Raw genomic sequence first — 25,818 nt, 5'->3', positions numbered from 1 at the left:
GTATCACTCGCTATCCAGGTGCAATTGGGTGTCGACATTACCCTTGTCTTCGCCTTCGGCGAAACTGACGTCGATCAAGTAGATGCGATCATCCGGCAACTGGCCTTTCTCCACCAGGTAATCCTTGATCCGGGTGGCCCGGGCCTGGCCGATCTGGCGCAGCAGCACCTGGCTCTTGGCCCAGGAAGCGATCACCGCTTCGCGCATCTTCGCGGTGCGCTCGTCGCTGTCCAGTTCTTTCCACTCGGCCGGTGGCTGCTGCTTCAGGCGGGTCCGGTAGATGCCTTCGAGCAGCGGTGCCTGCATGTTCTCCGGTACCTCGAGTTGCTTGGCGTCGCTCGGTACCTTGTCGCCGCGACGCTGGAGCATGCGGTAGTAGGTGTTCTGGTATTCCAGTTCGAGACGCTTGGCGCCGATCGAGGGACCGTCAGCCGCGGCGGAGGCCACGCCTTCCACTTCCAGGCGCAGCGCCGGCCGCTCCTTGAGCGCATCGGCGAGCTTGTCGAGGTTGGCCTGGGCTTCTGGCGTCAGCTCGTCGCTGCCCGCGGCGAAGGGTACCGTGCCGAGATCCTCGTTACCGCCGGCGGCGAGGCCGGCGATGAACTTGAACGGCGCCTGCACGGCGCGCAGGACCAGGTTGCGCAGGGTCTGCCAGACGATCGGCATGACGCTGAACTCCGGGTTGTTCAGATCACCGGCCACCGGCAACTGGATATCGATGTTGCCCTTGGTGTCCTTGAGCAGGGCTACCGCCAGCTTCACCGGCAGGTCCACAGCATCCGGGCTGTCGACCTTCTCGCCGAGTTGCAGGCCTTCCAGCAGGACCTTGTTTTCCGCCTTCAGTTGGCTACGTTCGATCTGGTAGTGCAGGTCCAGGTTGAGTCGCCCCTTACGGATGCGGTAGCCGGCGAACTTGCCGGAATAGGGCGTCAGGGTGGTCAGCTCGACGCGCTTGAAGCTGGTGGTGATGTCGAGCTTCTTCAGCGGGTCGAATGGGTCCAGTTCGCCGGCGATGGTCACCGGTGCGTACTTGTCGACCTTGCCCTTGATGTCCACCTTGGCCGGCTGCGAGTTGCGCGTGTCGAGGGTGCCGACTTCGCCGCTGAGCTGCTGGATGGCGGTACCGAACGGCGGCATCAGGGTCAGGTCGGCGAAGTTCGCCGAGCCGTTGTTGATCCGTACGCCGCCGATATGGATGCCCAGCGGCTTGCTCGCCGGCGCGTTCTTGCTTTCGGCGGCGGCCTTGCCGGACGAACTAGCCGGTTGCGGGATGATCAGCTCGCTGACGTTGGTGCTGCGATCTTCGTTGATGATGAAGCGGGCGTAGGGCTCCTCGAAGGACACGCTCTGGATCGACAGGCTGTCCTCGTGCCGATAGGCGAGGCCGTTGAGGGTCAGCTTGGTCCATTTGACGAAGTCGCGGTCCTTGATGGTATCCAGGGTATGCAACTGGCTGACTTCGGCGCTGCCGTCGACGCTGAAGGCCAGCGGCTCGACGCTCTTCAGGTCGACCGCCAGCTCGCTGCCAAGGAAGCCGCTGCGCAGTTCCAGGCGGATGAACGGCGAGATGTAGGCCTGGGCCACGCGCAGGTCGATGTCGCGGGTACTGACCTTGAGCCTGGCGCTGACCGGGTCGAGCACCACCTGGCCGCTGGCCTGGACCTGGCCGCGGTTGCCGAGGCCGGTCTTGAGCTTGAGGTCGAAGGGGGTCTTGCCGAGGCTGTCGACGTTCTGCAGGTCGAGGTCCAGCGGGCCGACTTCCAGCGGGACCTCGGTGGCCGGCTGGCGATCCACCAGGTGCGCCTTGTAGCCGCGCAGCTGGGCGTCGCGCAGGACGATGTGCCAGGGCTTGGCGGGCGTCTCCGCGGCGGCTTTCGTACTTTCCGGCGGAGGCGTCTTTGCAGTGCCGGCGAGCTGTTGCGGCTTGTCGTTGGCCGCCTTGTCGATCTCCGCAGTCTTGGCCGTTTCCTGCCCGGTTGCCTTGCCGGTCTTCGGAGCCTCGCTCGTCTCTTGCTTGGCTACTTTTTTATCGGCAGCGCCGCCTTCCGCGGCCTTGGCGGACTCTTTGTCGTCCGTTGCCCTTTTCGTCTCGGCGACGCTGGTGCCCTTCTCCGCCGGCCTGTCCTTGCCCGCTTCGCCCGAGGCTATCGCGGCTGCCTTGGCGGCACCGTCGGTTGCCGGTTCGCGGGTGGTCTGCGCCGCGTCGGCCGGGGCAGCGGCGGGATCGGTGTTTTCCGCCGGCTTGGGCGCAGGCGCCTTGCGTGGCGGCGGAGTGAAGTCGGCGAACAGTTTCTGCCAGTCGAGCTGGCCGTCCTTCTCGCGCGCGGCCCAGGCTTCCAGGCCCTGGCTACGGACTTCGCCGAGCACCACTTCCTGCTTGGCCAGGTCCAGGGTGGTAGCGGCCACGTCGAGGCTGGCGAGCTTGGCCAGCGGCTTGCCCTGAGGCGAATTGATGCTGAAGTCGGCGAGTTTCAGCGCGGCCTTGTCGAGCAGCAGCTGGGTGTCCTTGGACAGGTCCAGGCGATAGTCGCTGGAGAGGCTGACCACGCCGTTCTCCAGCACCAGCGGGGCATTGTCGCGGACATAGGGCCACCAGGCCTTGAGCTGGATATCCTTGACGCTCAGGTGGCCCCTGGACGTGATCGGCACCAGGGTCAGGTCGCCTTCCCAGTCGAGGCGGCCGCCGTTCGGGCCGGTGGCGACCAGGGTCATCTTCGCGCCGTCGTCGGGCAGGGTGCTGAGGTTGTGCAGCTCGAAGCCCAGCGGATCGAAGCTGAAGTCCACCGGCTCGCTCGGTCGCAGGTCCTGGAAGTGCAGGCTGCCCTCGGCCAGTTGGATGCGGTCGATGCGCAGCGGGAACGGGTCGCTCGGCTGTTCAGGCTCGGGCGCTTCGCTCGGCGGGATCCTGAACAGGCTGGCCAGGTTGAGCTGGCCCTTCTCGTCGAACAGCAGTTCGGTATGCGGACCTTCCAGCTCGACGTCGGCCAGGTGCAGCTGGCGTTTCCACAGGCTGTCCAGCTGCAGGTTGGCGTACAGCCGGCGGAAGGCGAGCTGGGGGTTCTTCTCCTCGCCCAGGCGCAGACCCCAGAGGGTCAATTCCAGGCTGAAGGGGTTGAATTCGATACGTTCGAGACGTGTGGGGACGGTGGCGTATTGCGCCAGTTGCTGGTTGGCGACGCGCAGCCCGATGCCGGGTATGAGCAGAAAGCCCAGCAGGCAATAGACGAGGAAGGTGATCAGCAGGGCGCTGACAGCGCGTTTCAGTCCTTTGGGCATGGCTCTCTTTCGTTTTCCGTTCTAAGCGGTGCGTTGGAGTATGGCACGGCCTCAAGGTTCCGACCGTGATTCGCGCCGTTTCAGAGCCTTTGGACGGGTATTCTTGCTGTCACGGCACGAAAGTTCAGTGGCTCACCGGCGGCAGACCCATGCGCCGGCAGGCTCGATGCATCGAAGCGTTGCGCACCGCCCAGCGCAGCAAGGGTACGCTGCGCCTGACGCTGCCGCGGATCAGGCGGCGTTGTAGCGGACTGAACGGGAGGTCGAGCATCGATCCGGCCCATTCCGGCAACAGCTCGGCGCCTGCGCGCAGCATCAGCGCGCCGAACGGCCTGGCCAGGGTGCTGGGCGCTGGTGCGTTGAAGAGAATCCGCACCACTTCGCGGGTGCGTTCGTCGCAACGCAGGCGTGGACGCATCGCCTCCAGGTAGGCGGCGATCTGCTGGCGGTCGCGCGGTACCGCGCGGGCGCCGAGGCGTTCGGCGACCAGGGCGATTTCCGAGTAGTAACGGTCCTGCTCGCTGCCCGGCAGGTCGGGATTGAGATAGCGCAGGTAGGACTTGAGAAAGCTGCTGACCTCGGCGACATGCACCCAGGTCAGCAGGTCCGGGTCGCTGGCGGAGTAGGGCGTGCCGTCGGGCAACTGGCCGATGACGCTTTCGTGGATGCGCCGGACCCGCTCGATCAGTCGCTCGGCATCGGCCAGCGGGCCGTAGGTGGTGGCCGAGATGAACTGACCGGTGCGACGCAGGCGCCCGAGCAGGTCGTCGCGGAAATTGGAGTGGTCCCACACCCCCGCCAGGGCCAGCGGATGGAGCATCTGCAGGAGCAGCGCGCCGATGCCGCCGATCATCATGCTGCTGAAGTCGCCGTGGACCTTCCAGCAGGCGGCATCGGGGCCGAACAGGCCCGGATCGCCTTTCGGCGACTCGAAGTCGACACCGCCGACGGCGAGCCCGGTAAGGCTCAGCACCTGGCTTTCGATATGGCGACGGACGCTTTCCATGGGGGGCTCGCTACGACAGGGCAGGCACGAGCTTAACCCAGGCGCCGGAGAGACTGGAACCGTCCCGCGCCGCAGGGCGGCGGGACGGTTGCGCGGGTCAGCGGTTGAGGCGGTTGTCGATCAACCCCTGCACCACTCCCGGATCGGCCAGGGTCGAGGTATCGCCGAGACTGTCCAGCTCGTTGCAGGCGATCTTGCGCAGGATACGCCGCATGATCTTGCCGGAGCGGGTCTTCGGCAGGCTGGGCGCCCATTGCAGGTGATCCGGCTTGGCGAAGCTGCCGATCTCCTTGCCGACCAGGGCCAGCAATTCCTGTTGTAGCGCCTCGCTGGGCTGACTGCCGGCCATCAGGGTGACGAACGCGTAGATGGCCTGGCCCTTCACGTCATGCGGGCAGCCGACCACTGCCGCCTCGGCCACCGCATCGTGCAGGACCAGCGCGCTCTCGACCTCGGCGGTGCCGATCCGGTGTCCGGAGACATTGATCACGTCGTCGACCCGGCCGGTGATCCAGTAGTAGCCGTCCTCGTCGCGGCGCGCGCCGTCGCCGCTGAAGTAATACCCGGGGTAGGGCTTGAAGTAGGTGTCGATCATCCGCTGGTGGTCGCCGTAGACGCTGCGGATCTGACTCGGCCAACTGGCCTTGATCGCCAGTACGCCGCTGCCCGCGCCGTCGATTTCCTTGCCTTTCTCGTCGAGCAGCACGGGTTGCACGCCGAAGAACGGGCGGGTAGCCGAGCCTGGCTTTAGCGCAGTGGCGCCGGGCAACGGGGTGATCAGGATGCTGCCGGTCTCGGTCTGCCACCAGGTATCGACGATGGGGCAGCGCTTCTCGCCGACCACCTGGTAGTACCACTCCCAAGCCTCCGGGTTGATCGGCTCGCCCACCGAGCCGAGCAGGCGCAGGCTGCTGCGCGAGGTCTGGCGGACCGGGGCGTCGCCTTCGCGCATCAGCGCGCGGATCGCGGTCGGCGCGGTGTAGAAGATATTCACCTGGTGCTTGTCGATTACCTGCCAGAAGCGCGAGGCGTCCGGGTAGTTGGGCACGCCCTCGAACATGAGGGTGGTGGCACCGTTGGCCAGCGGGCCGTAGACGATATAGCTGTGTCCGGTGACCCAGCCGACGTCGGCGGTGCACCAGTAGACGTCGCCATCGTGGTAGTCGAACACGTACTTGTGGGTCATCGCCGCGCCGAGCAGGTAGCCCCCGGTGGTGTGCAACACGCCCTTCGGCTTGCCGGTGCTGCCGGAGGTATAGAGGATGAACAGCGGGTCCTCGGCGTCCATCGCTTCCGCCGGGCAGTCGGCTGAGGCCGCGTGGAGCGCCTCGTGGTACCAGATGTCGCGGCCTTCGACCCAGGGTATGTCGCCCTGGGTGCGCTCGACCACCACCACGGTAGAGACGTCCGGGCAGTCCTTCAGTGCCTTTTCCACATTCTGCTTCAGCGGGATGTACTTGCCGCCGCGCACGCCCTCGTCGGCGGTGATCACGGTGCGGCAGTCGGCATCGAGGATGCGGTCGCGCAGCGAGTCCGGCGAGAAGCCGCCGAACACCACCGAGTGCACCGCCCCGATACGGGCGCAGGCGAGCATGGCGTAGGCGGCCTCGGGAATCATCGGCATGTAGATGCAGACCCGGTCGCCCTTTTCCACGCCGCGGCTCTTCAGCACGTTAGCCAGGCGGCAGACGTTGTGGTGCAGCTTGCGGTAGGTGATGTGCGCGGATTCGCTGGGGTTGTCGCCTTCCCAGACGATCGCGATCTGTTCGCCGCGGCGTTCCAGGTGGCGATCGATGCAGTTGTAGGCGACGTTCAACTGGCCGCCCTTGAACCAGGTGGCCTGGCCTTTCCTCAGGTCGCCGTGGTGGACGCTGTGCCAGGGCTTGAACCAATCGAGGAAGGCCTTGGCCTGCTCGCCCCAGAACTCGTCGGGGTTCTCGACGGATTGGCGGTACAGGCGCTGGTAGTCGTCGTCGTTCAGGTAGGCACGCTGGCGGACGGCGTCCGGCACCGGGTGGACGCTGATCTCGAACATGGCGGTTTCCTTTGTTTTTCTGCTCCGCAAGGTGTCGAGAGACCGCACGCGGCCCCTCTCCAGGTTCGACCAAGGGTGGGCCAGGCGAGAGCCATGTTCAAGTGCCAAAGGCGCGAGCGGGGAAGGCGCCGGGGTCAATCGCCGGACGGAATGAAAAAGCCCGGCCTAGGGCCGGGCTTTGGGGAGAGGCGGATCAGCCGCGATGGCGGCCGCGGAAGAAGTCGATCAGGCCTTGGGTCGAGGCGTCCTCGGCCGGGGTTTCCTCGCTGCCGACCAGGCGCGAATAGACACCCTTGCCGAGTTCCTTGCCAAGCTCCACGCCCCATTGGTCGAAGGCGTTGATGCCCCAGAGGATGCTCTGTACGTAGACCTTGTGCTCGTACATGGCGATCAGCGCGCCGAGGCGGCGGGCGCTGATGCGCTCGACCACCAGGGTGTTGCTCGGTCGGTTGCCCGGAATCACCTTGTGCGGCGCCAGGCGCTGCACTTCGGCTTCCGGCAGGCCCTTGGCGCGCAGTTCGGCCTCGGCCTCCTCGCGGCTCTTGCCGAGCATCAGCGCCTGGCTCTGCGACAGGCAGTTGGCGTACAGCCACTGGTGATGGTCGGCCACCGGGTTGTAGCTGCTCACCGGGACGATGAAGTCCGCCGGGATCAACTGGGTGCCTTGGTGCAGCAACTGATGGTAGGCGTGCTGGCCGTTGCAGCCGACACCACCCCAGATCACCGGCCCGGTGCCGCTGGTGACCGGCGTGCCGTCCTGGCGCACGCTCTTGCCGTTGGATTCCATGTCCAGTTGTTGCAGGTGGTCGGTGATATTCCGCAGATAGTAGTCGTAGGGCAGGATCGCGTGGCTGTTCGCGCCCCAGAAGTCGCCGTACCAGACGCCGAGCAGGCCGAGCAGCACCGGGATGTTGCGTTCGAACGGCGCGGTCTGGAAATGCTGGTCCATGTTGTAGGCGCCGGACAGCAGTTCCTTGAAGTTGGAGACGCCGATGGACATGGCGATCGGCAGGCCGATGGCCGACCACAGCGAGTAGCGGCCGCCGACCCAGTCCCACATGGGGAAGATGTTTTCCTCGCGGATGCCGAAGGCGATCGCGGCTTCCTTGTTGCTGGAGACGGCGATGAAATGGCGGTAAAGCTCTTCCTCGGTGCCGCCCTGGGCCAGGTACCAGGCGCGTGCGGCCTGGGCGTTCTTCAGGGTTTCCAGGGTCCCGAAGGACTTGGAGGAAACGATGAACAGGGTGGTCTCGGCGTTCAGGCGGCTGGCCAGTTCATGGAACTCGCTACCGTCGATGTTCGCCAGGTAGTGGCAGCGCACGCCTTTCTGGGCGAACGGCAGCAAGGCTTCGGATACCAGTTGCGGGCCGAGGAAGGAGCCGCCGATGCCGATGTTCACCACGTCGGTGATCGGCTTTTCGGTATAGCCGCGCCACAGGCCGTTGTGCACGTAGCCCACCAGCTCGGTCATCTGGTGCAGGACGCGGTGGACTTCCGGCATCACGTCGACGCCATCGACCAGCACCTTGTCGCCGATCGGTCGACGCAGCGCGGTATGCAGTACCGGCCGGCGCTCGGAGGCATTGATCGCCTCGCCGTCGAACATCGCCCGGATCGCGTCGCTCAGCCGTGCTTCCTCGGCCAGCTTCACCAGCAGGTCGATGGTGTCCTGGCGAATCAGGTTCTTCGAAAAGTCGAGGAACAGCCCACAGGCGCTGAAGGAAAACCGCTTGAAGCGCTCCGGATCGTCGATGAACGCCTGGCGCATCCTGAAGTCCTGCAGTTCCTGGCGATGGGCGGCCAGGGCGCGCCAACTGTCGAGTTGCGTGGCATCCAGCGGAGTGAGGTGGTGCTTCATGGCTGACCTTCTGGTTGGAATTCGATGGCGCACTTATTTGAACATGAAAAAGCCCGGATGAAACCGGGCTTTATCCAGAGGGGGCGAGGTCAGGCGACCTGTATCGGAATCGCCTCGCTGGTATGGCTGAGCTGGTTGCCCGGCGCCATGTACAGCATGCGCGGCTTGTGGCTGGCCAGTTCGGCTTCGCTGTAGTGTGCGTAGGCGCAGATGATCACGCGGTCGCCGACCTTGGCCTTGTGTGCCGCGGCGCCGTTCACCGAGATCATCTTCGAGCCGTTCTCGGCGCGGATCGCATAGGTGGTGAAGCGCTCGCCGTTGTCGACGTTGTAGATCTGGATCTGTTCGTACTCGCGGATTCCGGAGAGGTCCAGCCAATCGCCGTCGATGGCGCAGGAGCCTTCGTAGTCGAGGACGGCATGGGTGACTTCGGCGCGATGCAACTTGGCTTTGAGCATTATGGCGTGCATGGGGCGACTCCTATCGGGTCCGCGGGGGGCGGCAGAGTATGGCGAGTCCGTGGTGAGCGCTCAAGCCCCCGAGAACCGGGGGCTCGGCATGCGTCAATCGAGGTGGACTGAGAGGTTGTCGATCAGCCGCGTACTGCCCAGGTAGGCGGCGACCAGGATCACCAGTTGGCGGTCGCCGGGTACCCCGGGGCGCAGGCTGATCGGCTCGCGGATTTCCAGGTAGTCGGGGCGCAGCCCGGCCTGTTCCAGGGCCTGGCGGGCGTCGGCGAGCAATGCCGGGAAGTCCTCGGCGCCGGCGCGGATGCGTTCGCCGAGCTGCCGCAGGGTGCGGTAGATCGCCGGGGCGGCGGCGCGCTGCTGCTCGTCGAGGTAACCGTTGCGCGAGGACAACGCCAGGCCATCGGCGGCACGCACCGTCGGCTCGCCGAAGATCTGCACTGGCAGGTTGAGGTCGCGGACCAGCTTGCGGATCACCGCCAACTGCTGGAAATCCTTTTCGCCGAACAGCGCGAGGTCCGGCTGGACCATGTTCAGCAGCTTGCTGACCACGGTCGCCACGCCTTCGAAATGGCCGGGACGACTGGCGCCGCAAAGGCCTTCGGAGACGCGGGGAACATGGATGCGGGTCTGCCCGTCCATGCCGTCGGGGTACATTTCCTCGACGGTCGGGGTGAACAGCAGGTGGCAGCCGGCTTCGAGCAGGCGTTCCTGGTCGGCTGCGAGGGTCCGCGGGTATTTGTCGAGGTCTTCGCTGGGGCCGAATTGCAGCGGGTTGACGAAGATGCTGACGACCACGAAGTCGGCGCGTTCGCCGGCTTTCTTTACCAGCGCGGCATGGCCGGCGTGGAGGTTGCCCATGGTCGGCACGAAGCCGATGCGCTTGCCTTCGCTGCGGGCGCGCGCCACCGCGGCGCGCAGTTCACGGACGGTCTTGACGGTGTTCATGCGTTGAATCCGTGTTCGGCGGCGGGGAAGGACACGTCCTTGACGGCGCGGACATAGGCCGCGATGGCGGCCGGGATGCTCTCCTGGCCTTGCATGAAATCCTTGACGAACTTGGGCGAGCGGCCGGTCAGCGAGAGACCGAGCATGTCGTGCATGACCAGCACCTGGCCATCGGTCGCCGCACCGGCGCCAATCCCGATCACCGGGATCTTCACCGCCTGGGTGATCTCTTCGGCCAGCACGCTGGGCACGCACTCCAGCAGCAGCATGGCGGCGCCGGCCTGCTCCAGCGCGATGGCATCGGCGCGCAACTGGCGCGCCTGGGTTTCCTGGCGGCCCTGGACCTTGAAGCCGCCGAACAGGTTGACCGCCTGCGGGGTCAGGCCGAGATGCGCGCAGACCGGCACGCCCATCTGTGCCAGGCGGGCGATCGGCTCCGCCAGCCAGGCCCCACCCTCCAGCTTGACCATGTGTGCGCCGGCCTGCATCAGGCGGACCGCGTCGGCAAGGGTCTGGGCCACGGAATGGCTGGATTCGAAGGCCAGGTCGGTGACGATCAGGGAACCTTTGTTACCGCGTTTCACGCAGGCCGTGTGATAGGCCATTTCCTCGTTGCTGACCGGCAGGGTGCTGTCGTGACCCTGCAATACCATTCCGAGCGAATCTCCGACCAGAAGCACGTCCACGCCGGCCTGGCTGGCGGTGTGGGCGAAGGTGGCGTCGTAGCAGGTCAGCATGGCGATCTTCTCGCCGCTCTGCTTCAACCCTTGCAGGGTGGTCAGGGTTACATCAGGCATGGAAAGGCTCCTCGTTGGGCCGGTGATGAGCCGGCGCGGGGCAAACGGCCACTTATAGTCCGGATGGGGTGGCTCGAAGTCAATTGCAGGTGTTACCGCATTGTTACGGCGTTACTGCCACTGCCGAACGCCGCGCCGCCTGCGGTTGCGCGCGCAGTGTACGCCCATCCGCGGCGTCCTTCGTCAGCTTTTCGGTAACAGTGTGAAGAGCCCGCCGCGAGGTATCCGCGCAGCGGCGGGCAGGCAGGGTCAGGCGCCCGGAAGGCGTTCGATGCCCTCGAACGGACAGGCCGCGAGCAGCTCCGGCAGGTGGCGGCCATCGGGCAGGCGCAGGTCGGGGGCGAGATCGGCGAGGGGATAGAGCACGAAAGCGCGCGCCTGCATGTGGTAGTGCGGCACCTTCAGGCGCGGCAGGTCGAGCAATTGTTCGCCGAACAGCAGGATGTCCAGGTCGAGCGTGCGCGGACCCCAGCGCAGGTCGCGGACGCGCCCCTGTTCCAGTTCGATGGCCTGCAGGGCGTCGAGCAGGTCGAGCGGCGCCAGGTTGGTGTCGAGGGCCGCCACGCCGTTGACGAAGCGCGGCTGGTCGGCGGGGCCGAGCGGGTCGCTGATATAGAGCGGCGAGACGGCGACCAGGCGGGTCTCGGGAAGCCGCTCGAAGGCATCGAGGGCAGCCTGGATCTGCTCGCGCGGTTCGGCCAGGTTGCTGCCCAGCGCCACGTAGACGCGCTGGATCATTCGCCGCTTCCGCCGCTGCCTTCCTTGCGCGGCCCGCGGCGCCGACGGCCGCTGTTGCCGCCGCGGCGACGCTTGCGCGGGGCGCTGCCGTCTTCCTGGCTGACCAGGTCGCGGATCATGTTGCGCCGCTCGCTGTCGCTGACTTCCTGGTAATCGGTCCACCATTGGCCGAGTCCTTCGGTTTCCTCGCCGGCACTTTCGCGCAGCAGGAGGAAGTCGTAGCCGGCGCGGAAGCGAGGGTTTTCCAGGAGCAGGTCGGCGCGCTTGCCCTGGCGTCGCGGCAGACGTTCCTGCATATCCCAGATCTCGCGGATCGGCAGGGTGAAACGCTTGGGAATGGCAATCCGCTGGCACTGTTCGCTGATCAGTTCGTGGGCGGCTTCCTGCATCGCCGGGATAGCCGGCATGCCTTTCTCCTGCAACTGCGCGACGCGCGCCGGCAGGGCCGGCCAGAGCAGCGCGGCGAAGAGGAAGGCCGGGGTTACCGGCTTGCCCTGGCGAATGCGCGCATCGGTATTGGCCAGGGCCTGGCGGATCAGCTTGCCGGTGTAGTCGGGGTTGGCCTGCAGTGCCTTGGCGCTGGCCGGGAACAGCGGCGCGAACAGTTCGTACTCGACCAGCAGTTCGAAAGTGCGCTCGGCCCGGCCGGCGAGGAACAGCTTGAGCACCTCGTCGAACAGGCGCGCCGAAGGGATTTCCCGCAGCAGCGGGGCCAGCCGGCGAATCGGCGCGGCGCTGTGCTTCTCGATCTCGAAGTCGAGCTTGGCGGCGAAACGTACCGCCCGCAGCATCCGCACCGGGTCTTCCAGATAACGCTGCTCCGGATCACCGATCAGGCGGATCAGGCGATTGCGGATGTCGTGAACGCCATTGGCGTAGTCCAGCAGCCGCTCGCTGGTGACGTCGAAGTACAGGGCATTGATGGTGAAGTCACGGCGCTGGGCGTCGTCTTCCAGGCTGCCATAGACGTTGTCGCGCAGGATGCGGCCGCTTTCGTTGCTGGACGCGCGGCTATCGCCATCGTCCTGGCCTTCCGGATGATGGGCGCGGAAGGTGGCGACCTCGATGATCTCGCGGCCGAAGTGCACGTGTACCAGTTTGAAGCGGCGGCCGATGATCCGCGCGTTGCGGAATTCGGCGCGGACCTGCTCCGGCGTGGCGCTGGTGGCGACATCGAAGTCCTTGGGAGCGATGCCGAGCATCTGGTCGCGTACGCAGCCCCCGACCACGTAGGCCTGGTAGCCGGCCCGCTGGAGGATCTCGACGACCTTGACGGCGTTCCGGCTGAACTGGTCCCGGCGCAGGGAGTGCTGGTTGTTACCGATGACTTCCGGGGTTGTACGGACGGCGCGCGGACGGCGCAGGGGGGAACGAATGGTCTGGATCAGCTTTTTCAGCATGGATGTGTTATCGGGAGCACGATGTGGGTGATTGCACGCCTGCGTTGCTCAAACAGGACGGACGTCGGGTAATGCTGCGGCATTATCAGGACCTCTCGGGCGAGGCGTGTTCTGTACCCGTTGAATGTTTGGCCCCGCGACGCACAGGGCGTCCCGGGCGCCGGAACCGACTGCGCCATGCATCCTGACAGAAACGAACAGGGGCCGTACATCCTGTTCCCGCGAAGCGGGAGAGGGCCGGGAAGGCTGCGGTGAATCTGGCAAGGCATGCGGATGGCCGCATAGTCTGCGCGGATTCTAGCATTGGATGGGGAAATGGTGTAAGGCGAAGGAAAAACGGGGAAAACGGAGGGAGGGGGTGAAGCTACTGGGGGAGCCGAAGCTCCCCCCCAAGTAGGTGCGTGCTTTGTTTTTATTATGATTTCGGGCTTGTTGTTTTTGTTTGTCGACCCGTCCCTTGAGCCAGTCGCTTCAGGGATATCTCCCAGGCTGGGAGTTCAATAGCAAACGGATTGCTTTGGTCGCTGATGCTGCCATGATCGTCGAGCGATCCAACCAGTCTGTGCGCTGCCTCAAGGCAGTTTTATTCTTCTTCCGACTGGCTGCGGGACGGGTCCCGACAGCAACTCCTCTCCAAAAGAATCAGTTAGCTGCGCCTCCGCGATTTTGTTTTTGTTGTGCTGGAGTCGTTACGTGTTGTTTTTATTGTCTTCGTCGTTGCTTGTTATTGTTGTTGTGCCAATACATAAGCAGATGCCGTGCCAGTTTTTCGAAACCCAGTAAAATCAAGGGGTTGAGGTTTTCGGTGGGTCGGCGGAGGGCACAAAAAAACCGGGTTCCCGTTACCGATGAACCCGGTTTCTGTTACGCGGTACGTCCGCGGTAACAGGTTGCAGGGTGTTACGAGTCGGCCGAGGCCCCTGATTTACGCCGCGGAATGCCCAGGCGCTGGCGGCGTTCCCACAGGCATTTGCGGCTGATGCCCAGCTTGCGGGCCAGCTCGGTCTCGGTCATGTGGTCCTGGTGCTCGAGGACGAAGTGCTGGAAGTAGTCTTCCAGCGAAAGGTCCTCGGTGGGCTCGTGGTTGCTGGCCGCGGCGCCCGCCGGGCCGAGGCCGAGGTCGGCGGCGAAGTCGTCCTCGAGGTCGTCCAGCTCGATGTCGATACCCAGCAGGTCGGCGTGGATTTCCTGGCTCTCGCTGAGGATCACCGCCCGCTCGATGGCGTTTTCCAGTTCGCGCACGTTGCCCGGCCATGGGTAATGGCGGATCGCCTGTTCGGCGTCGTGGGCGAAGCTGAGCGACGCGCGCCCCATCCGGGTGCACTGGCGAGCCAGAAAGGCGCGGGCGATCTCCATCACGTCGTTGCCACGCTCGCGCAGGGCGGGCAGCTTCAGCGAGATCACATGCAGGCGGTAATAGAGGTCTTCGCGGAATTGCCCGGTCTTGGCCAGGGTCTTCAGGTCGCGGTGGGTGGCGGCGATCAGGCGCACGTCGACCTTCTGCGATTGCACCGAGCCGACCCGGCGGATCTCGCCTTCCTGCAATACGCGCAGCAGGCGGGCCTGGGCCTCCAGCGGCAGTTCGCCGATCTCGTCGAGGAACAGGGTGCCGCCGTCGGCCGCTTCGACCAGCCCGGCGCGCCCGGCGCTGGCACCGGTGAAGGCGCCTTTTTCATGGCCGAACAGCTCGGATTCGATCAGGGTTTCCGGAATCGCCGCACAGTTCACCGAGATCAGCGGCGCCTTGGCGCGCTTCGACAGGTTGTGCAGGGCGCGGGCGACCAGTTCCTTGCCGGTGCCGGACTCGCCCTGGATCAGTACCGTGGAGTCGGTCGGCGCGACCTTGCGAATCTTGCTGTACAGCTCTTGCATCGGCGCACAGGAGCCGATGATGCCTATCTCGCCGTCGGCTGCCGCCGGGCTGGCGCCGCGCTCGCCGCCGGCCTTGCCGCCGTTGGCGGAGACCGGAGCCGCGCTGCGGTTCTCCTGGCGGTCCTTGAGGATGCGCGCCACGGCCTGGAGCATTTCGTCGTGGTCGAAAGGCTTGGCGATGTAGTCCACCGCGCCCATCTTCATCGAATCCACCGCCGAACGCAGGCTGGCGTAGCTGGTCATGATCAGCACCGGAATGCCTTCGGCGAGCTTGATCAGTTCGGTGCCGGGGGCGCCCGGCAGGCGCAGGTCGCTGACCACCATGTCGAAGGAGGGGATGGTGTAGCGCTCCTGGGCTTCCTGCACCGAGCCGGCTTCGCTGACCTGGTACTGGTTGCGCTCCAGCAGGCGTCGCAATGCAGATCGGATAATGGTTTCGTCTTCGACGATCAGAATATGTGCCATGTATTCAGCTCTCTCGACGTGCTCGTCTACAGCTCGGCCGTCGGGCCAGGGTGCCGCGGCAGGGTCACGCGGAAGCGGGTGCCGCCTTCTCGCTGGTGATCCGTCGGGCTCTCGATGGTTATCTGTCCATAATGCTCTTCCACGATCGAATAGACCAGTGCGAGGCCGAGCCCGGTCCCCTTGCCGGGGTCCTTGGTGGTGAAGAACGGTTCGAACAACTGGTCCATGATCGCCTTCGGAATGCCGCTGCCCTCGTCCTCGACGACCAGGTCCACGGTATGTTCCGAGGCTTCGCTGCGGACTCGGATCGCGCCGCCCGGCGGGCTGGCGTCGCGAGCATTGGAGAGCAGGTTGATCAGCACCTGGGCCAGGCGCTGTGAGTCTCCCTCGACCCAGTGCGCCGGATCGCAGAGGTTGAAGAACTCTACTTCGACGCTACGCCGGTTCAGCGACAGCAGTCCGATGGCCTCCTGGGCGACTTCGCTCAGGCACACCGGTTCCAGGGCCTGCAGGTGGCTGCCGGAGTGGGCGAAGCTCATCAACGACTGGACGATGCGCGATACGCGCTTGGTCTGGTCGAGGATCTGCTCGCTGATTTCGGTCAGCTCGCCGTCGCCTTCGCGTTCCTCGCGCAGGTTCTGCGCCAGGCAGGCGATGCCGGTGATCGGATTGCCGATCTCGTGGGCCACCCCGGCGGCAAGGCGGCCGATGGAAGCCAGGCGCTCGGAGTGGACCAGCTTGTCTTCCAACAGTTGGGTTTCGGTGAGGTCTTCCACCAGTAGCACCAGGCCGCTGTTGCCCGGCGCCAGGGGTTCCTCGATGGCCGCCTTGTGCAGGTTCAGCCAGCGGGTGTGGCCGTCGTAGACCAGGCGCTGCTTGTGCAGGTGCTCGTCGGGGGCGTCGATGAAACGTTCCAGCAGGCCCTTCCAGGGTTCGGGCAAGGCCGACAGGCGCGAACCGACGACCTTCTGCGCGCCGACCCCGGTGAGTTCCTCGATGGCGCGGTTCCACATCAGCACTTCCTGGTCCTTGGCCAGGGAGCAGACGCCCATCGGCAGGTCTTGCAGGGTCTGCCGGTGGTAGCGGCGCAAGGTGTCGAGTTCGGCAGCCAGGCCAGTCAGCCGGGAGTGATAGTCCTCCAGGCGGCTCTCGATGAAGTGGATGTCCTCGGTGACGTAGCTTTCTTCGCTGGTCTTGTAGGGAAGGAAGGTCTCCACGATGTCCTGGGCGACACTGGGTCCCATCAGCCCGGAAAGGTTCGCCTCGATGCGGTCGCGCAAGCGACGCAGGGCATAGGGGCGACGTTCGTCGAAGGGCAGGTGGAGATCGCGCAGGGCCTGCTCGACCTCCTTCTGCGCGGTCTTGGCGCCCAGCGGCTTGGCCAACTGGCTGGCGAACTCCTGCGGCGAACCGGCGAACAGTTCGCGGCGTTGCGGACGGCGTACGTTGTCCACCGCGCAGGCCTCGGCGGCGCCTTTTTCCTCGTCGCTGGCCTCGGTGAACAGCGACACCAGGGTGAATACCAGCACGTTGGCCGCCAGCGAGGACAGCGCCGCCAGGTGCCAGTTCGAATCGTCCAGCACGTAGATCACGTCGAACAGCGGCAGGTACAGGCCCTGTACGTTCCCCATCAGGGGCAGCAGCATGGTGATCGCCCAGACCAGCATGCCGGCGATCAGCCCGGAGATGAAGCCACGGCGGTTGGCGGTCGGCCAGTACAGCACCGAGAGGGCGCCGGGAAGGAATTGCAGGGTGGCGACGAAGGACACTATGCCCAGGTTGGAGAGGTCCTGTTCGGCGCCCAGCAGCAGGTAGAAGGCGTAGCTGGCCATGATGATGGCGACGATCAGCAGGCGCCGGGTCCATTTCAGCCAGCGGTAGATGTTGCCCTGCGCCGGCGGCTGGTAGAGCGGCAGCACCAGGTGGTTGAGGACCATTCCCGAGAGCGCCAGGGTCATCACGATAGTCAGCCCGCTGGCGGCGGAGATGCCGCCGATAAAGGCGGCCAGGGCCAGGGCCGGGCTGTCCACCGCCAGGCCGAGGCCGATGGTGTAGTACTCCGGTGTGGTCGAGGCGCCGAGGCGCAGCCCGGCCCAGAGGATCGGCGGTACCGCAAGGCTCATCAGCAGCAGGAACAGCGGCAGGCCCCAACTGGCGGAAATCAGCGCGCGCGGGTTGAGGTTCTCGGTGAAGATCATGTGGAACATGTGCGGCATCACGATGGCCGCGGCGAAGAATACCAGCAGCAGCGTTCGCCATGGACCCTCGGCCAGCGGCGTGTGCAGGGTGGTCAGCGCGGTCTGGTTCTGCAGCAGCCAGACTTCCAGGCCTTCCGGCCCGCCGAAGACGCCGTACAGGGCGTAGAGGCCGATACTGCCGAGCATCACCAGCTTGACCAGCGACTCGAAGGCGATGGCGAACACCAGTCCCTCGTGGCGTTCGCGGGTGGCGATGTGGCGAGCGCCGAAGAGGATCGCGAACAGGGTGATCAGGGTGCAGAAGACGAATGCGACCCGCTCCTGGGCCGGGTCGCGGGTGAGAATGCTGATCGAGTCGGTGACCGCCTGGATCTGCAGGGCCAGCATCGGCAGCACGCCGATCAGCATGAACAGCGTGGTCAGGGCGCCGGCCCAGGTACTGCGGAAACGGAAGGCGAAGAGGTCGGCCAGCGAGGACAGCTGGTAGGCGCGTGTCACCCGCAGGATCGGATAGAGCAGCACCGGGGCGAGCAGGAAGGCCCCGGAAATCCCCAGGTAGATGGCGAGGAACCCGTAGCCGTACTGGTAGGCCAGGCCTACCGTGCCGTAGAACGCCCAGGCACTGGCGTAGACGCCCAGCGACAGGGTGTAGACCAGCGGATGGCGTACCAGCCGGCGCGGCACGTAGCCGCGCTCGGTGATCCAGGCGATGCCGAAGAGGGTGGAGAGGTAGGCGACGCTGATCAGGATCAGCTGGGTCAGGCTAAAGCTCGTCAGCATCGCGCTGGCTCTGCAGGATGAAAGTGACCACGATGAGGATCAGCCACAGCAGGTACGGGCGGTACCAGGCGCCGTTGGGGTCGATCCACCAGTCCATGATGGCGGGGGAAAAGAGATAGATGCCCACGACCAGGAGCAGGACCAGTCGGTAGATGTACATGCCGCTTCCCTCATGCTTGGGCCGGCAGGCTACAGGCTGCGGGTGGGTGCCGGCAAGCCGCCGGGCGGGCTACAGGCGTTCCTCGGGAAGGGTAGCGCAGTGCGGGATGCGCGTGGCGTCCCAGTGCGCCACGCCCCAGGCCAGCGCCTCGCTGGCGCTGGCCTGGGCCAGTTCGGCCGGCGGCCGCTGGCCGAGCGCGCGCAGGGCGCGGGTCAGCGGCGCGGCGGCCTGCTCGGCGGGCAGTGGTGGGGAGCGGTAGGACTTGCCGAGCTTGTGCCCGTCCGGCTGGACGATCAGCGGCACGTGCAGGTAGCGCGGCTGGCTCAACCCCAGCAGTTCCTGGAGGTAAAGCTGGCGCGGGGTCGAGTCGAGCAGGTCGGCGCCGCGGACGATGTCGGTGATGCCCTGCCAGGCGTCGTCCAGCACCACCGCCAGTTGGTAGGCGTAGAAGCCATCGCGGCGCTGGATGACGAAATCGCCGACCTCGCGGCCGAGATGCTGGCGGACTTCGCCCTGCACGCGGTCGACGAAGCGATATTCCAGCTCCGGCACGCGCAGGCGGATCGCCGCGTCCTCGCGGGCGTGCCCGGCGTCGCGGCAGAAGCCCGGGTAGATCCCGGCGAATCCCTCAAGCTGTTTGCGCGAGCAAGTGCAGGCGTAGGCCAGGCCGCTGCGCAGCAGTTGCTCGACCACTGCGGCGTAGGCCGGGAAGCGTTCGCTCTGCCGCTCCACCGCGCCGTCCCATTCGAAGCCGTAGCGCTCCAGGGTTTCCAGGATCGCCTGCTGGGCGCCCGGGACTTCGCGGGGCGGGTCGAGGTCCTCCATGCGCACCAGCCAGCGGCCGCCGACGGCACGTGCGTCCAGGTAGGAGGCGACGGCCGCCACCAGGGAACCGAAGTGCAGGTAGCCGCTGGGCGTCGGGGCGAAGCGGCCTACATAGGAAGAGGTCATGGCGCGGGCGGTGCGGCGGGGAACGGCGGAAACGAAACGGGGCGCCTTGGCGCCCCGTCGGTCCGGCTCAGGAGCCGAGTTGCTTCTCGCGGATTTCCGCGAGGGTCTTGCAGTCGATGCAGAGGGTCGCGGTGGGGCGCGCCTCCAGGCGACGGATGCCGATCTCGACGCCGCAGGAGTCGCACCAGCCGTACTCTTCGTCTTCGATCAGTTGCAGGGTCTCGTCGATCTTCTTGATCAGCTTGCGCTCGCGGTCGCGGGCGCGCAGTTCCAGGCTGAATTCTTCTTCCTGGCTGGCGCGGTCGGCCGGATCGGGGAAGTTGGCCGCTTCGTCCTGCATGTGATGCACGGTACGGTCGACCTCTTCCATCAGCTCCTGTTTCCATTTGTTCAGGATCGCGGTGAAGTGCGCGCGCATGCGCTCGCTCATGTACTCCTCGCCCTTGGTTTCCTGATAGGGTTCGAAGCCGCGGGTCATCTGCTGGCTGCTCTGTTGTTTTGCTTTGGTGGACATGAATGGCCGCCTCTCACTTTCGCTAATCCTGTCCGCGGCAGGGTTCCCTCGCCGGCTCTCCGGCCCCGCGGTCGCAAGCGGGCGAACTTACCAGAACGATAACCTTGGCGCTACTCCCGGTTGTCGAGGCTGGTGTCGCCCGCGTAATGGCTTGGTTAGAATCGGTTTTTCCTCGCAAAGTTCGGAATATCCATGGCTACCTCCTATAGCGCGCGCAGTCGGGCCATCGAGCCTTTCCATGTCATGGCCCTGCTGGCGCGGGCCAACGAGTTGCAGGCCGCCGGCCACGATGTGATCCACCTGGAGATCGGCGAGCCGGACTTCACCACGGCTGAGCCGATCGTCGAGGCCGGGCGCGCCGCCCTGGCCGCCGGGCATACCCGCTACACCGCCGCCCGCGGCCTGCCGGCGCTGCGCGAGGCGATCGCGAAATTCTACGGCGAACGCTACGGGGTCGACCTCGACCCACAGCGCGTGCTGGTCACTCCGGGCGGTTCCGGAGCCCTGCTGCTGGCCAGCAGCTTGCTGGTCGACCCCGGCCGCCACTGGTTGCTCGCCGACCCGGGCTACCCGTGCAACAGGCATTTCCTGCGCCTGGTGGAAGGCGCCGCGCAACTGGTGCCGGTGGGGCCGGACAGCCGTTACCAACTGACACCGGATCTCATCGAGCGGCACTGGGATTCAGACAGTGTAGGCGCTCTGGTGGCGACGCCGGCGAATCCGACCGGGACCCTGCTCGATCGCGACGAACTGGCCGGCCTGTCGGGCGCCTTGAAGGCCCGCGGCGGGCACCTGGTGGTGGACGAGATCTATCACGGCCTGACCTATGGCGTGGACGCCGCGTCGGTGCTGGAAGTCGACGACGACGCTTTCGTCCTGAATAGTTTTTCCAAGTATTTCGGCATGACCGGCTGGCGCCTGGGCTGGCTGGTGGCGCCGGCAGCGGCGGTGCCTGAGCTGGAGAAGCTGGCGCAGAACCTCTACATCAGCGCGCCGAGCATGGCCCAGCAGGCCGCGCTGGCCTGTTTCGAGCCGACCACCATCGCCATTCTCGAAGAGCGTCGCGAAGAGTTCGCCCGCCGTCGCGACTTCCTCCTGCCGGCCCTGCGCGAGCTAGGTTTCGGAATCGCCGTGGAGCCGGAAGGCGCCTTCTATCTCTACGCCGATATCAGCGCGTTCGGCGGCGATGCCTACGCCTTCTGCAAGCACTTCATCGAGACCGAGCACGTGGCCTTCACTCCGGGGCTGGATTTCGGCCGCCACCAGGCCGGCCACCACGTGCGTTTCGCCTATACCCAGAACCTGCCGCGCCTGCAGGAAGCGGTGGAGCGGATCGCCCGCGGCCTGAAGAACTGGCGGCCCTGATGCGTTTCGAGCAGCCACTGGAAGAAGGCCGCCTGCTGCGTCGCTACAAGCGTTTCCTCGCCGATATCGAGAGCGCCGGCGGCGAGCGCCTGACTATCCACTGTCCGAATACCGGTTCGATGCTCAATTGCATGAGCGAAGGTTGCCGGGTCTGGTTCAGCCGCTCCAACGACCCCAAGCGCAAGCTGCCGGGGACCTGGGAGCTGAGCGAGACTCCGCAGGGCCGCCTGGCCTGCGTCAACACGGCGCGGGCCAACCGCCTGGTAGAGGAGGCGCTGCTGGCCGGGGACATCGCGGAGCTTGCCGGTTTCACCGCTCTGCGCCGGGAAGTGGCCTACGGCGTGGAGAACAGTCGCGCCGACTTTCGCCTGGAATACCCCACGGGCGCACTGTTCATCGAGGTGAAGAGCGTCACCCTGGGCTTCGACGAAACCGCCGTGGCGGCCTTTCCCGACGCGGTGACGCTGCGCGGCGCCAAGCACCTGCGCGAACTGGCGGCGCTGGCGCGGGAGGGGATCCGCGCGGTGCAGCTGTACTGCGTGAACCTTTCCGGGGTCGAGGCGGTGCGCCCCGCCGACGAGATCGATCCAGCCTATGGCAAGGCGTTGCGCGAGGCGGCGCAAGCGGGCGTCGAGGTGCTGGCCTATGGCGCCGAGGTGACGACGGAAGGATTGCACCTGGCGCGGCGCCTCCCGGTGCGACTCTGAGGCACGGCCGCGCCGTGGGGCGCGGCCACTCGCTCAGCGGCGTTCGAGCAGGACGCCGCTTTCCATGTGGTGGGTGTAGGGGAACTGGTCGAACAGCGCGCAGCGGCTGATCCGGTGCGTGTCGTGCAGTTGGGCGATGTTCTGCGCCAGGGTTTCCGGGTTGCACGAAATGTACAGGATGCGCTCGAAGCGTCGGGCCAGCTCGCAGGTGTCCGGATCCATGCCGGCTCGTGGCGGATCGACGAAGACACTGCCGAAGGTGTAGCTCTTCAGGTCGATGTCGGCCAGGCGGCGGAACGGGCGAACCTCGTTCAGCGCCTGGGTCAGCTCTTCGGCCGACAGGCGCACCAGGCTGACGTTGTCCACCGCGTTGTCGGCCAGGTTGGCCAGCGCCGCATTGACCGAGGACTTGCTGATCTCGGTGGCCAGCACCTTGCGTACCCGGGTGGCCAGGGGCAGGGTGAAGTTGCCGTTGCCGCAGTACAGTTCGAGCAGGTCGTCGTCGCGCTGGCCGAGCGCCTCGTAGGCCCAGCCGAGCATCTTCTGGTTGACCTCGCCGTTGGGCTGGGTGAAAGCCCCCTCGGGCTGGCGGTAGCGGAAGCGCCGGCCGGCGACCGACAGTTCCTCCTCCACATAGTCGCGTCCGACGACGATGCGCTTGCCGCGCGAACGCCCCACCAGGTTCACTCCCAGTTCCGCCGCGAGCTTTTCCGCTGCCTGTCGCCAGGCGTCGTCGATCGGCCGGTGGTAGCAGAGGGTGATCAGCGCGTCGCCGGCCAGGGTGGTGAGAAACTCCACCTGGAACAGCTTGAAGCCCAGCGCCGGGTCGGCCCAGGCCGCCTTCAGGCGCGGCATCAGTTCGTTGATGCGGCGGCTGGCGATGGGGAAATTCTCGATCAGGATCGGCGTGTGCTTGTCGCCCTGCTCGAACATCGCGTAGTGACGCTTCTCGTTGCCGGTTTCCCGCCACAGGCGGAATTCGGCGCGCAGCCGGTAATGCTCGCGCGGCGACTCGAAGACCTCCGGCGCGGGTGCCGCGAACGGGGCCAGCAATCCGGCGAGGCGGGACTTCTTGTCTTCCAGTTGCGCGGCGTAGGCGCTGGGGTCGAACTGTGGACGGCTCATGCGTTGAAGAAGCCCAGCTTGATCACGAACAGCACGGAGAGGATCACCAGCGCCGGGTTCAGTTCGCGCCAGCGCCCGGACAGCACCTTGATCGCGGTCCAGGAAATGAAGCCGAAGGCGATGCCGGTAGCGATCGAATAGGTGAACGGCATGGCCAGCGCGGTGACGACCACCGGCGCGGCGACGGTGATGTCTTCCCAGTCGATCTCTGCCAGGCCCGAGGCCATCAGTACGGCGACGAAGAGCAGCGCCGGGGCGGTGGCGAAGGCCGGTACGCTGCCGGCCAGCGGGGCGAAGAACAGCGCGAGGAGGAACAGGATGGCGACGACGATGGCGGTCAGGCCGGTGCGGCCGCCGGCGCTGACGCCCGCGGCGGACTCGATGTAGCTGGTGGTGGTCGAGGTGCCCAGCAGCGAGCCGCCCATGGCGGCGGTACTGTCGGCGATCAGCGCGCGGCCCATCTTCGGCATGTGGCCGTCCTTGCCCATCAGTCCGGCGCGCTTGGCGACGCCGATCAGGGTGCCGGAGTTGTCGAACAGGTCGACGAAGAGGAAGGCGAAGATCACGCTGACCAGGCCGATGTCCAGCGCGCCCTTGATGTCCAGTTGGAGGAAGGTCGGCGCCAGCGACGGCGGCATCGAGACCACGCCGCCGAACTGGGTCACGCCGAGCAGGATGGCGATGGCGGTGACCACCAGGATACCGATCAGCACCGCGCCGGTGACGCTACGCGCCTCCAGGGCGACGATCAGGATGAAGCCGAGGGTGGCGAGGATCGGCGCCGGCTTGGTCAGGTCGCCCATGCCGATCAGGGTTGCCGGGTTGTCCACCACGATGCCGGCGTTCTGCAGGGCGATCAGTGCGAGGAACAGGCCGATGCCGGCGGCGATCGCCGAGCGCAGCGGCAGGGGGATGCTGTTGATGATCCATTCGCGGATGCGGAAGATCGACAGCAGGAAGAACATGGTGGCGGAAATGAACACTGCGCCCAACGCGACCTGCCAGCTGTGGCCCATGTGCAGCACCACGGTGTAGGTGAAGAAGGCGTTGAGGCCCATGCCGGGGGCCAGGGCGATCGGGTAGTTGGCGATCAGGCCCATGATGGTCGAGCCGATGGCCGCTGCCAGGCAGGTGGCGACGAACACCGCGCCCTTGTCCATGCCGGTCTCGCCGAGGATGCTCGGGTTGACGAAGAGGATGTAGGCCATGGTCAGGAAGGTGGTGATCCCCGCCAGGATCTCGGTGCGCACCGTGGTGTTGTGCGCCTTTAGTTGAAACAGCTTTTCCAGCATGTTGGATTCCCCTGAATGTGCTCTGCAACGATCCCCATGGCGCCAGCAGAAGTGGCCGGCCGCGGAGCCGGCCGCCGACCAGGGAAAACCGAATTTCCGCGTGGCGGGCGTTGCATCGCTGTCTCGTCGGCGCGGTATCGCGAACGATCCCGGCAGACGGCTGAGTCCCGAAAATGCGCGAGCCGCATGAAACGACCCACGCACGCCAGGGGCCTCGCGGCGGCCTGCGTGGGGTTCATACGGCTCGAAAAGGCGCGCATCATACCAGTTCGCGGGAGATGGGTGAATTTCCGCCAGTCTAGTCGATCGTCGCTTCGCGGAAGGGCCTGCTCGCCCGCCCGGCGCGGGCGGCGTTAACATAGGCGTTGGCGTCCGGACGGACGCTCCGCCCAGGTTTTCTGCAGTACCTCATCATGAAACGCTCGAAACTCGCACTCCTTCCGCTGGGCCTGGCGCTGCTGCTGGCCGCCTGCGCCAGCGATCCGCTGCCGATCCCGCAGCACAGCTTCGGGGTCTATGCCACCGCCAGCACGCCTTCCGCGGCGTTCCGCACCCTGGCCGACCCGCAGGGCAAGGCCATGCTGGTGGCGCTGAAGCCCAGCCTGACCCAGGCTGACGTACTCCGCGCCGAGGTCCTGTACGACCAGAACGGTCGACCCGGCGTCGAAGTCACCTTCACCGAACCGGCCGCCCGCCGCCTGGCCGCGCTGACCGGCGAGGCCCGGGGGCGCACTCTCGCGGTACTGGTGGACGGGCGCCTGCGCCTGGCGCCGCGGGTGCGCGAGCCGATCCGCAACGGCAAGGTCTATCTCGACGGGTTGGCTTCGGTCTACGAGGCCAGGGAACTGGCCGATCAGTTGAATGCGCTGGGAAGCCAGCCGGGGCGCTAAGCGCCCGGCTGGCGGCGAGGCTCAGAGCGTCTGGGCCTTGAAGGTATCGCAACTGGCCGGCGAGCCGCTCTCGAAGCCGGTCTTGAACCAGCGCATGCGTTGCGCCGAGGAGCCATGGGTGAAGGAATCCGGCACCTCCATGCCGCGGCCCTGGCGTTGCAGGCGATCGTCGCCGATGGCGTTGGCGGCGTTCAGGGCTTCCTCGATGTCGCCCGGCTCCAGCCAGTTCAGCCGCTGCTGTGCACGGTTGGCCCAGACCCCGGCGAAGCAGTCCGCCTGCAGTTCCTGGCGTACCGACAGGCCGTTGGCGCCCTCCATGCGCGCGCCGCGCTGGCGGGCTGCGTTGATCTTGGCCGAGATGCCCATCAGGTTCTGCACGTGGTGGCCGACCTCGTGGGCGATCACATAGGCCTGGGCGAAGTCGCCGGCGGCGGAGAAGCGCTGTTCCATCTCGCGGAAGAACTCCAGGTCGAGGTAGACCCGGCGGTCGGCCGGACAGTAGAACGGCCCGGTGGCCGACGAGGCGAAGCCGCAGGCGGAATTCACCCCATTGCTGAACAGCACCAGCTTGGGCTGTTGGTATTGTGCCTGGCCGCTGGCGAAGATCTGTTCCCAGGTGTCCTCGGTGTCGCCGAGGATCGAGCGGACGAACTCGCTCTGCTCGTCATTGGCCGCCGGGGCCCGACCGCCGGCCTGCTGCTGGGTGGCCGGCGCCGGGCTGTCCATCTGGCCGAGCAGCGACCCGAGGATCTGCATCGGGTCCTGGCCCATCAGCAGGCCGACCACCACCACGATGGCCACCCCACCCAGGCTGAGGCCCTTGCCGCCGATGCGCATGCCGCCACCGCCGCCTGCGCCTCCTTCGCCCCGGGCATCAATCACGTTGTCACTGCGTCGTCCTTTGCGCCAGAGCATGGCGGTTCTCCTGTACGTTTCGCTTCTTCAGTGTTGTCGTCGTCCGCCGCCAGCGCCAC

20 protein-coding genes are annotated in these 25,818 nt (G+C 66.2%); 3 read left to right on the top strand and 17 right to left on the bottom strand.

Going from position 1 to position 25,818, the window contains the following annotated elements:
* Positions 1–3: 3 nt before the first annotated feature.
* From ACM0M4_RS26655 to dksA, 14 genes are all read right to left on the bottom strand, one after another.
* A complete protein-coding gene (locus tag ACM0M4_RS26655) occupies positions 4–3,276 on the bottom strand; it encodes a DUF748 domain-containing protein (protein ID WP_023129128.1) in 3,273 nt (1,090 codons plus the stop codon).
* 124 nt (positions 3,277–3,400) lie between these two features.
* Complete coding sequence (locus ACM0M4_RS26650; RefSeq protein WP_003113910.1) at positions 3,401–4,282, bottom strand: oxygenase MpaB family protein; 882 nt, start codon at positions 4,280–4,282, stop codon at positions 3,401–3,403.
* A 97-nt stretch (positions 4,283–4,379) separates the two neighbouring features.
* The gene (gene acs / locus ACM0M4_RS26645; protein ID WP_003095161.1) at positions 4,380–6,317 is read right to left on the bottom strand and encodes an acetate--CoA ligase; all 1,938 of its coding nucleotides are present in this window, start codon (positions 6,315–6,317) and stop codon (positions 4,380–4,382) included.
* A 193-nt stretch (positions 6,318–6,510) separates the two neighbouring features.
* A complete protein-coding gene (gene pgi, locus ACM0M4_RS26640; RefSeq protein WP_054375646.1) occupies positions 6,511–8,175 on the bottom strand; it encodes a glucose-6-phosphate isomerase in 1,665 nt (554 codons plus the stop codon).
* 89 nt (positions 8,176–8,264) lie between these two features.
* On the bottom strand, positions 8,265–8,645 hold the full coding sequence (panD, locus tag ACM0M4_RS26635) for an aspartate 1-decarboxylase (RefSeq protein WP_003095150.1): 381 nt from the start codon (positions 8,643–8,645) through the stop codon (positions 8,265–8,267).
* Between the two features lie 93 nt (positions 8,646–8,738).
* The gene (gene panC, locus ACM0M4_RS26630; RefSeq protein ID WP_023115750.1) at positions 8,739–9,590 is read right to left on the bottom strand and encodes a pantoate--beta-alanine ligase; all 852 of its coding nucleotides are present in this window, start codon (positions 9,588–9,590) and stop codon (positions 8,739–8,741) included.
* Positions 9,587–10,387 (bottom strand): 3-methyl-2-oxobutanoate hydroxymethyltransferase, encoded by an 801-nt coding sequence (panB, locus tag ACM0M4_RS26625; RefSeq protein WP_003095147.1) that lies wholly within the window; start codon positions 10,385–10,387, stop codon positions 9,587–9,589. Before panB ends, panC begins: the two co-directional genes overlap by 4 nt.
* Before the next feature lie 249 nt (positions 10,388–10,636).
* Complete coding sequence (gene folK, locus ACM0M4_RS26620; protein WP_003095144.1) at positions 10,637–11,125, bottom strand: 2-amino-4-hydroxy-6-hydroxymethyldihydropteridine diphosphokinase; 489 nt, start codon at positions 11,123–11,125, stop codon at positions 10,637–10,639.
* Entirely contained in the window at positions 11,122–12,525 is a 1,404-nt protein-coding gene (locus ACM0M4_RS26615; RefSeq protein WP_003095142.1) for a polynucleotide adenylyltransferase PcnB, read from the bottom strand. The genes folK and ACM0M4_RS26615 overlap by 4 nt, the downstream gene beginning before the upstream one ends.
* A 900-nt stretch (positions 12,526–13,425) precedes the next feature.
* Positions 13,426–14,862 (bottom strand): two-component system response regulator CbrB, encoded by a 1,437-nt coding sequence (cbrB, locus tag ACM0M4_RS26610; RefSeq protein WP_003123502.1) that lies wholly within the window; start codon positions 14,860–14,862, stop codon positions 13,426–13,428.
* Positions 14,863–14,888: 26 nt separating this feature from the next.
* Complete coding sequence (cbrA, locus tag ACM0M4_RS26605) at positions 14,889–17,840, bottom strand: two-component system sensor histidine kinase CbrA (protein WP_003095132.1); 2,952 nt, start codon at positions 17,838–17,840, stop codon at positions 14,889–14,891.
* Complete coding sequence (locus tag ACM0M4_RS26600) at positions 17,824–18,000, bottom strand: hypothetical protein (protein ID WP_003095129.1); 177 nt, start codon at positions 17,998–18,000, stop codon at positions 17,824–17,826. The genes cbrA and ACM0M4_RS26600 overlap by 17 nt, the downstream gene beginning before the upstream one ends.
* 69 nt (positions 18,001–18,069) lie before the next feature.
* The gene (gluQRS, locus tag ACM0M4_RS26595) at positions 18,070–18,951 is read right to left on the bottom strand and encodes a tRNA glutamyl-Q(34) synthetase GluQRS (protein WP_023129127.1); all 882 of its coding nucleotides are present in this window, start codon (positions 18,949–18,951) and stop codon (positions 18,070–18,072) included.
* A gap of 67 nt (positions 18,952–19,018) precedes the next feature.
* Positions 19,019–19,465 carry an RNA polymerase-binding protein DksA gene (gene dksA, locus ACM0M4_RS26590; RefSeq protein WP_003095122.1) on the bottom strand — a complete coding sequence of 149 codons (447 nt, stop codon included), beginning with the start codon at positions 19,463–19,465 and terminating at the stop codon, positions 19,019–19,021.
* Between the two features lie 192 nt (positions 19,466–19,657).
* Here dksA and ACM0M4_RS26585 point away from each other — a divergent pair, with 192 nt between their 5' ends.
* A complete protein-coding gene (locus tag ACM0M4_RS26585; protein WP_003095120.1) occupies positions 19,658–20,830 on the top strand; it encodes a pyridoxal phosphate-dependent aminotransferase in 1,173 nt (390 codons plus the stop codon).
* Positions 20,830–21,537, top strand: a complete 708-nt coding sequence (sfsA, locus tag ACM0M4_RS26580) for a DNA/RNA nuclease SfsA (RefSeq protein ID WP_003100180.1) — start codon at positions 20,830–20,832, stop codon at positions 21,535–21,537. Before ACM0M4_RS26585 ends, sfsA begins: the two co-directional genes overlap by 1 nt.
* Before the next feature lie 33 nt (positions 21,538–21,570).
* Here sfsA and trmA read toward each other — a convergent pair whose 3' ends face one another.
* A complete protein-coding gene (gene trmA, locus ACM0M4_RS26575) occupies positions 21,571–22,662 on the bottom strand; it encodes a tRNA (uridine(54)-C5)-methyltransferase TrmA (RefSeq protein WP_023129126.1) in 1,092 nt (363 codons plus the stop codon).
* Positions 22,659–23,954, bottom strand: coding sequence for an NCS2 family permease (locus tag ACM0M4_RS26570; protein WP_003095114.1), 1,296 nt, complete (start codon positions 23,952–23,954; stop codon positions 22,659–22,661). The genes trmA and ACM0M4_RS26570 overlap by 4 nt, the downstream gene beginning before the upstream one ends.
* A gap of 413 nt (positions 23,955–24,367) precedes the next feature.
* Between ACM0M4_RS26570 and ACM0M4_RS26565 the strand changes: the two genes are divergently transcribed.
* Complete coding sequence (locus ACM0M4_RS26565; protein WP_003100175.1) at positions 24,368–24,844, top strand: SecDF P1 head subdomain-containing protein; 477 nt, start codon at positions 24,368–24,370, stop codon at positions 24,842–24,844.
* A gap of 21 nt (positions 24,845–24,865) precedes the next feature.
* Here the strand turns inward: ACM0M4_RS26565 and ypfJ are convergent, their stop codons facing one another.
* On the bottom strand, positions 24,866–25,759 hold the full coding sequence (ypfJ, locus tag ACM0M4_RS26560) for a KPN_02809 family neutral zinc metallopeptidase (RefSeq protein WP_054375645.1): 894 nt from the start codon (positions 25,757–25,759) through the stop codon (positions 24,866–24,868).
* Between the last annotated feature and the right edge of the window lie 59 nt (positions 25,760–25,818).

The sequence above is a fragment of the Pseudomonas sp. 18-147 genome (genome assembly GCF_051048045.1).
Taxonomy (GTDB): domain Bacteria; phylum Pseudomonadota; class Gammaproteobacteria; order Pseudomonadales; family Pseudomonadaceae; genus Pseudomonas; species Pseudomonas aeruginosa.
The sequence above is the reverse complement of the archived record's forward strand: the minus strand, read 5'-3'. Positions and strand labels throughout refer to the sequence as shown.

Excerpts from the sequence above, each read along its gene's own strand:
- acs (WP_003095161.1), bottom strand. The coding sequence starts at position 6,317 with ATGTTCGAGATCAGCGTCCACCCGGTGCCGGACGCCGTCCGCCAGCGT.
- sfsA (WP_003100180.1), top strand. The coding sequence starts at position 20,830 with ATGCGTTTCGAGCAGCCACTGGAAGAAGGCCGCCTGCTGCGTCGCTAC.
- ACM0M4_RS26650 (WP_003113910.1), bottom strand. The coding sequence starts at position 4,282 with ATGGAAAGCGTCCGTCGCCATATCGAAAGCCAGGTGCTGAGCCTTACC.
- gluQRS (WP_023129127.1), bottom strand. The coding sequence starts at position 18,951 with ATGACCTCTTCCTATGTAGGCCGCTTCGCCCCGACGCCCAGCGGCTAC.
- ACM0M4_RS26570 (WP_003095114.1), bottom strand. The coding sequence starts at position 23,954 with ATGCTGGAAAAGCTGTTTCAACTAAAGGCGCACAACACCACGGTGCGC.
- pgi (WP_054375646.1), bottom strand. The coding sequence starts at position 8,175 with ATGAAGCACCACCTCACTCCGCTGGATGCCACGCAACTCGACAGTTGG.
- ACM0M4_RS26565 (WP_003100175.1), top strand. The coding sequence starts at position 24,368 with ATGAAACGCTCGAAACTCGCACTCCTTCCGCTGGGCCTGGCGCTGCTG.
- ACM0M4_RS26655 (WP_023129128.1), bottom strand. The coding sequence starts at position 3,276 with ATGCCCAAAGGACTGAAACGCGCTGTCAGCGCCCTGCTGATCACCTTC.
- ACM0M4_RS26615 (WP_003095142.1), bottom strand. The coding sequence starts at position 12,525 with ATGCTGAAAAAGCTGATCCAGACCATTCGTTCCCCCCTGCGCCGTCCG.
- panD (WP_003095150.1), bottom strand. The coding sequence starts at position 8,645 with ATGCACGCCATAATGCTCAAAGCCAAGTTGCATCGCGCCGAAGTCACC.
- ypfJ (WP_054375645.1), bottom strand. The coding sequence starts at position 25,759 with ATGCTCTGGCGCAAAGGACGACGCAGTGACAACGTGATTGATGCCCGG.
- cbrA (WP_003095132.1), bottom strand. The coding sequence starts at position 17,840 with ATGCTGACGAGCTTTAGCCTGACCCAGCTGATCCTGATCAGCGTCGCC.
- panB (WP_003095147.1), bottom strand. The coding sequence starts at position 10,387 with ATGCCTGATGTAACCCTGACCACCCTGCAAGGGTTGAAGCAGAGCGGC.
- dksA (WP_003095122.1), bottom strand. The coding sequence starts at position 19,465 with ATGTCCACCAAAGCAAAACAACAGAGCAGCCAGCAGATGACCCGCGGC.
- cbrB (WP_003123502.1), bottom strand. The coding sequence starts at position 14,862 with ATGGCACATATTCTGATCGTCGAAGACGAAACCATTATCCGATCTGCA.
- ACM0M4_RS26585 (WP_003095120.1), top strand. The coding sequence starts at position 19,658 with ATGGCTACCTCCTATAGCGCGCGCAGTCGGGCCATCGAGCCTTTCCAT.
- ACM0M4_RS26600 (WP_003095129.1), bottom strand. The coding sequence starts at position 18,000 with ATGTACATCTACCGACTGGTCCTGCTCCTGGTCGTGGGCATCTATCTC.
- folK (WP_003095144.1), bottom strand. The coding sequence starts at position 11,125 with ATGATCCAGCGCGTCTACGTGGCGCTGGGCAGCAACCTGGCCGAACCG.
- panC (WP_023115750.1), bottom strand. The coding sequence starts at position 9,590 with ATGAACACCGTCAAGACCGTCCGTGAACTGCGCGCCGCGGTGGCGCGC.
- trmA (WP_023129126.1), bottom strand. The coding sequence starts at position 22,662 with ATGAGCCGTCCACAGTTCGACCCCAGCGCCTACGCCGCGCAACTGGAA.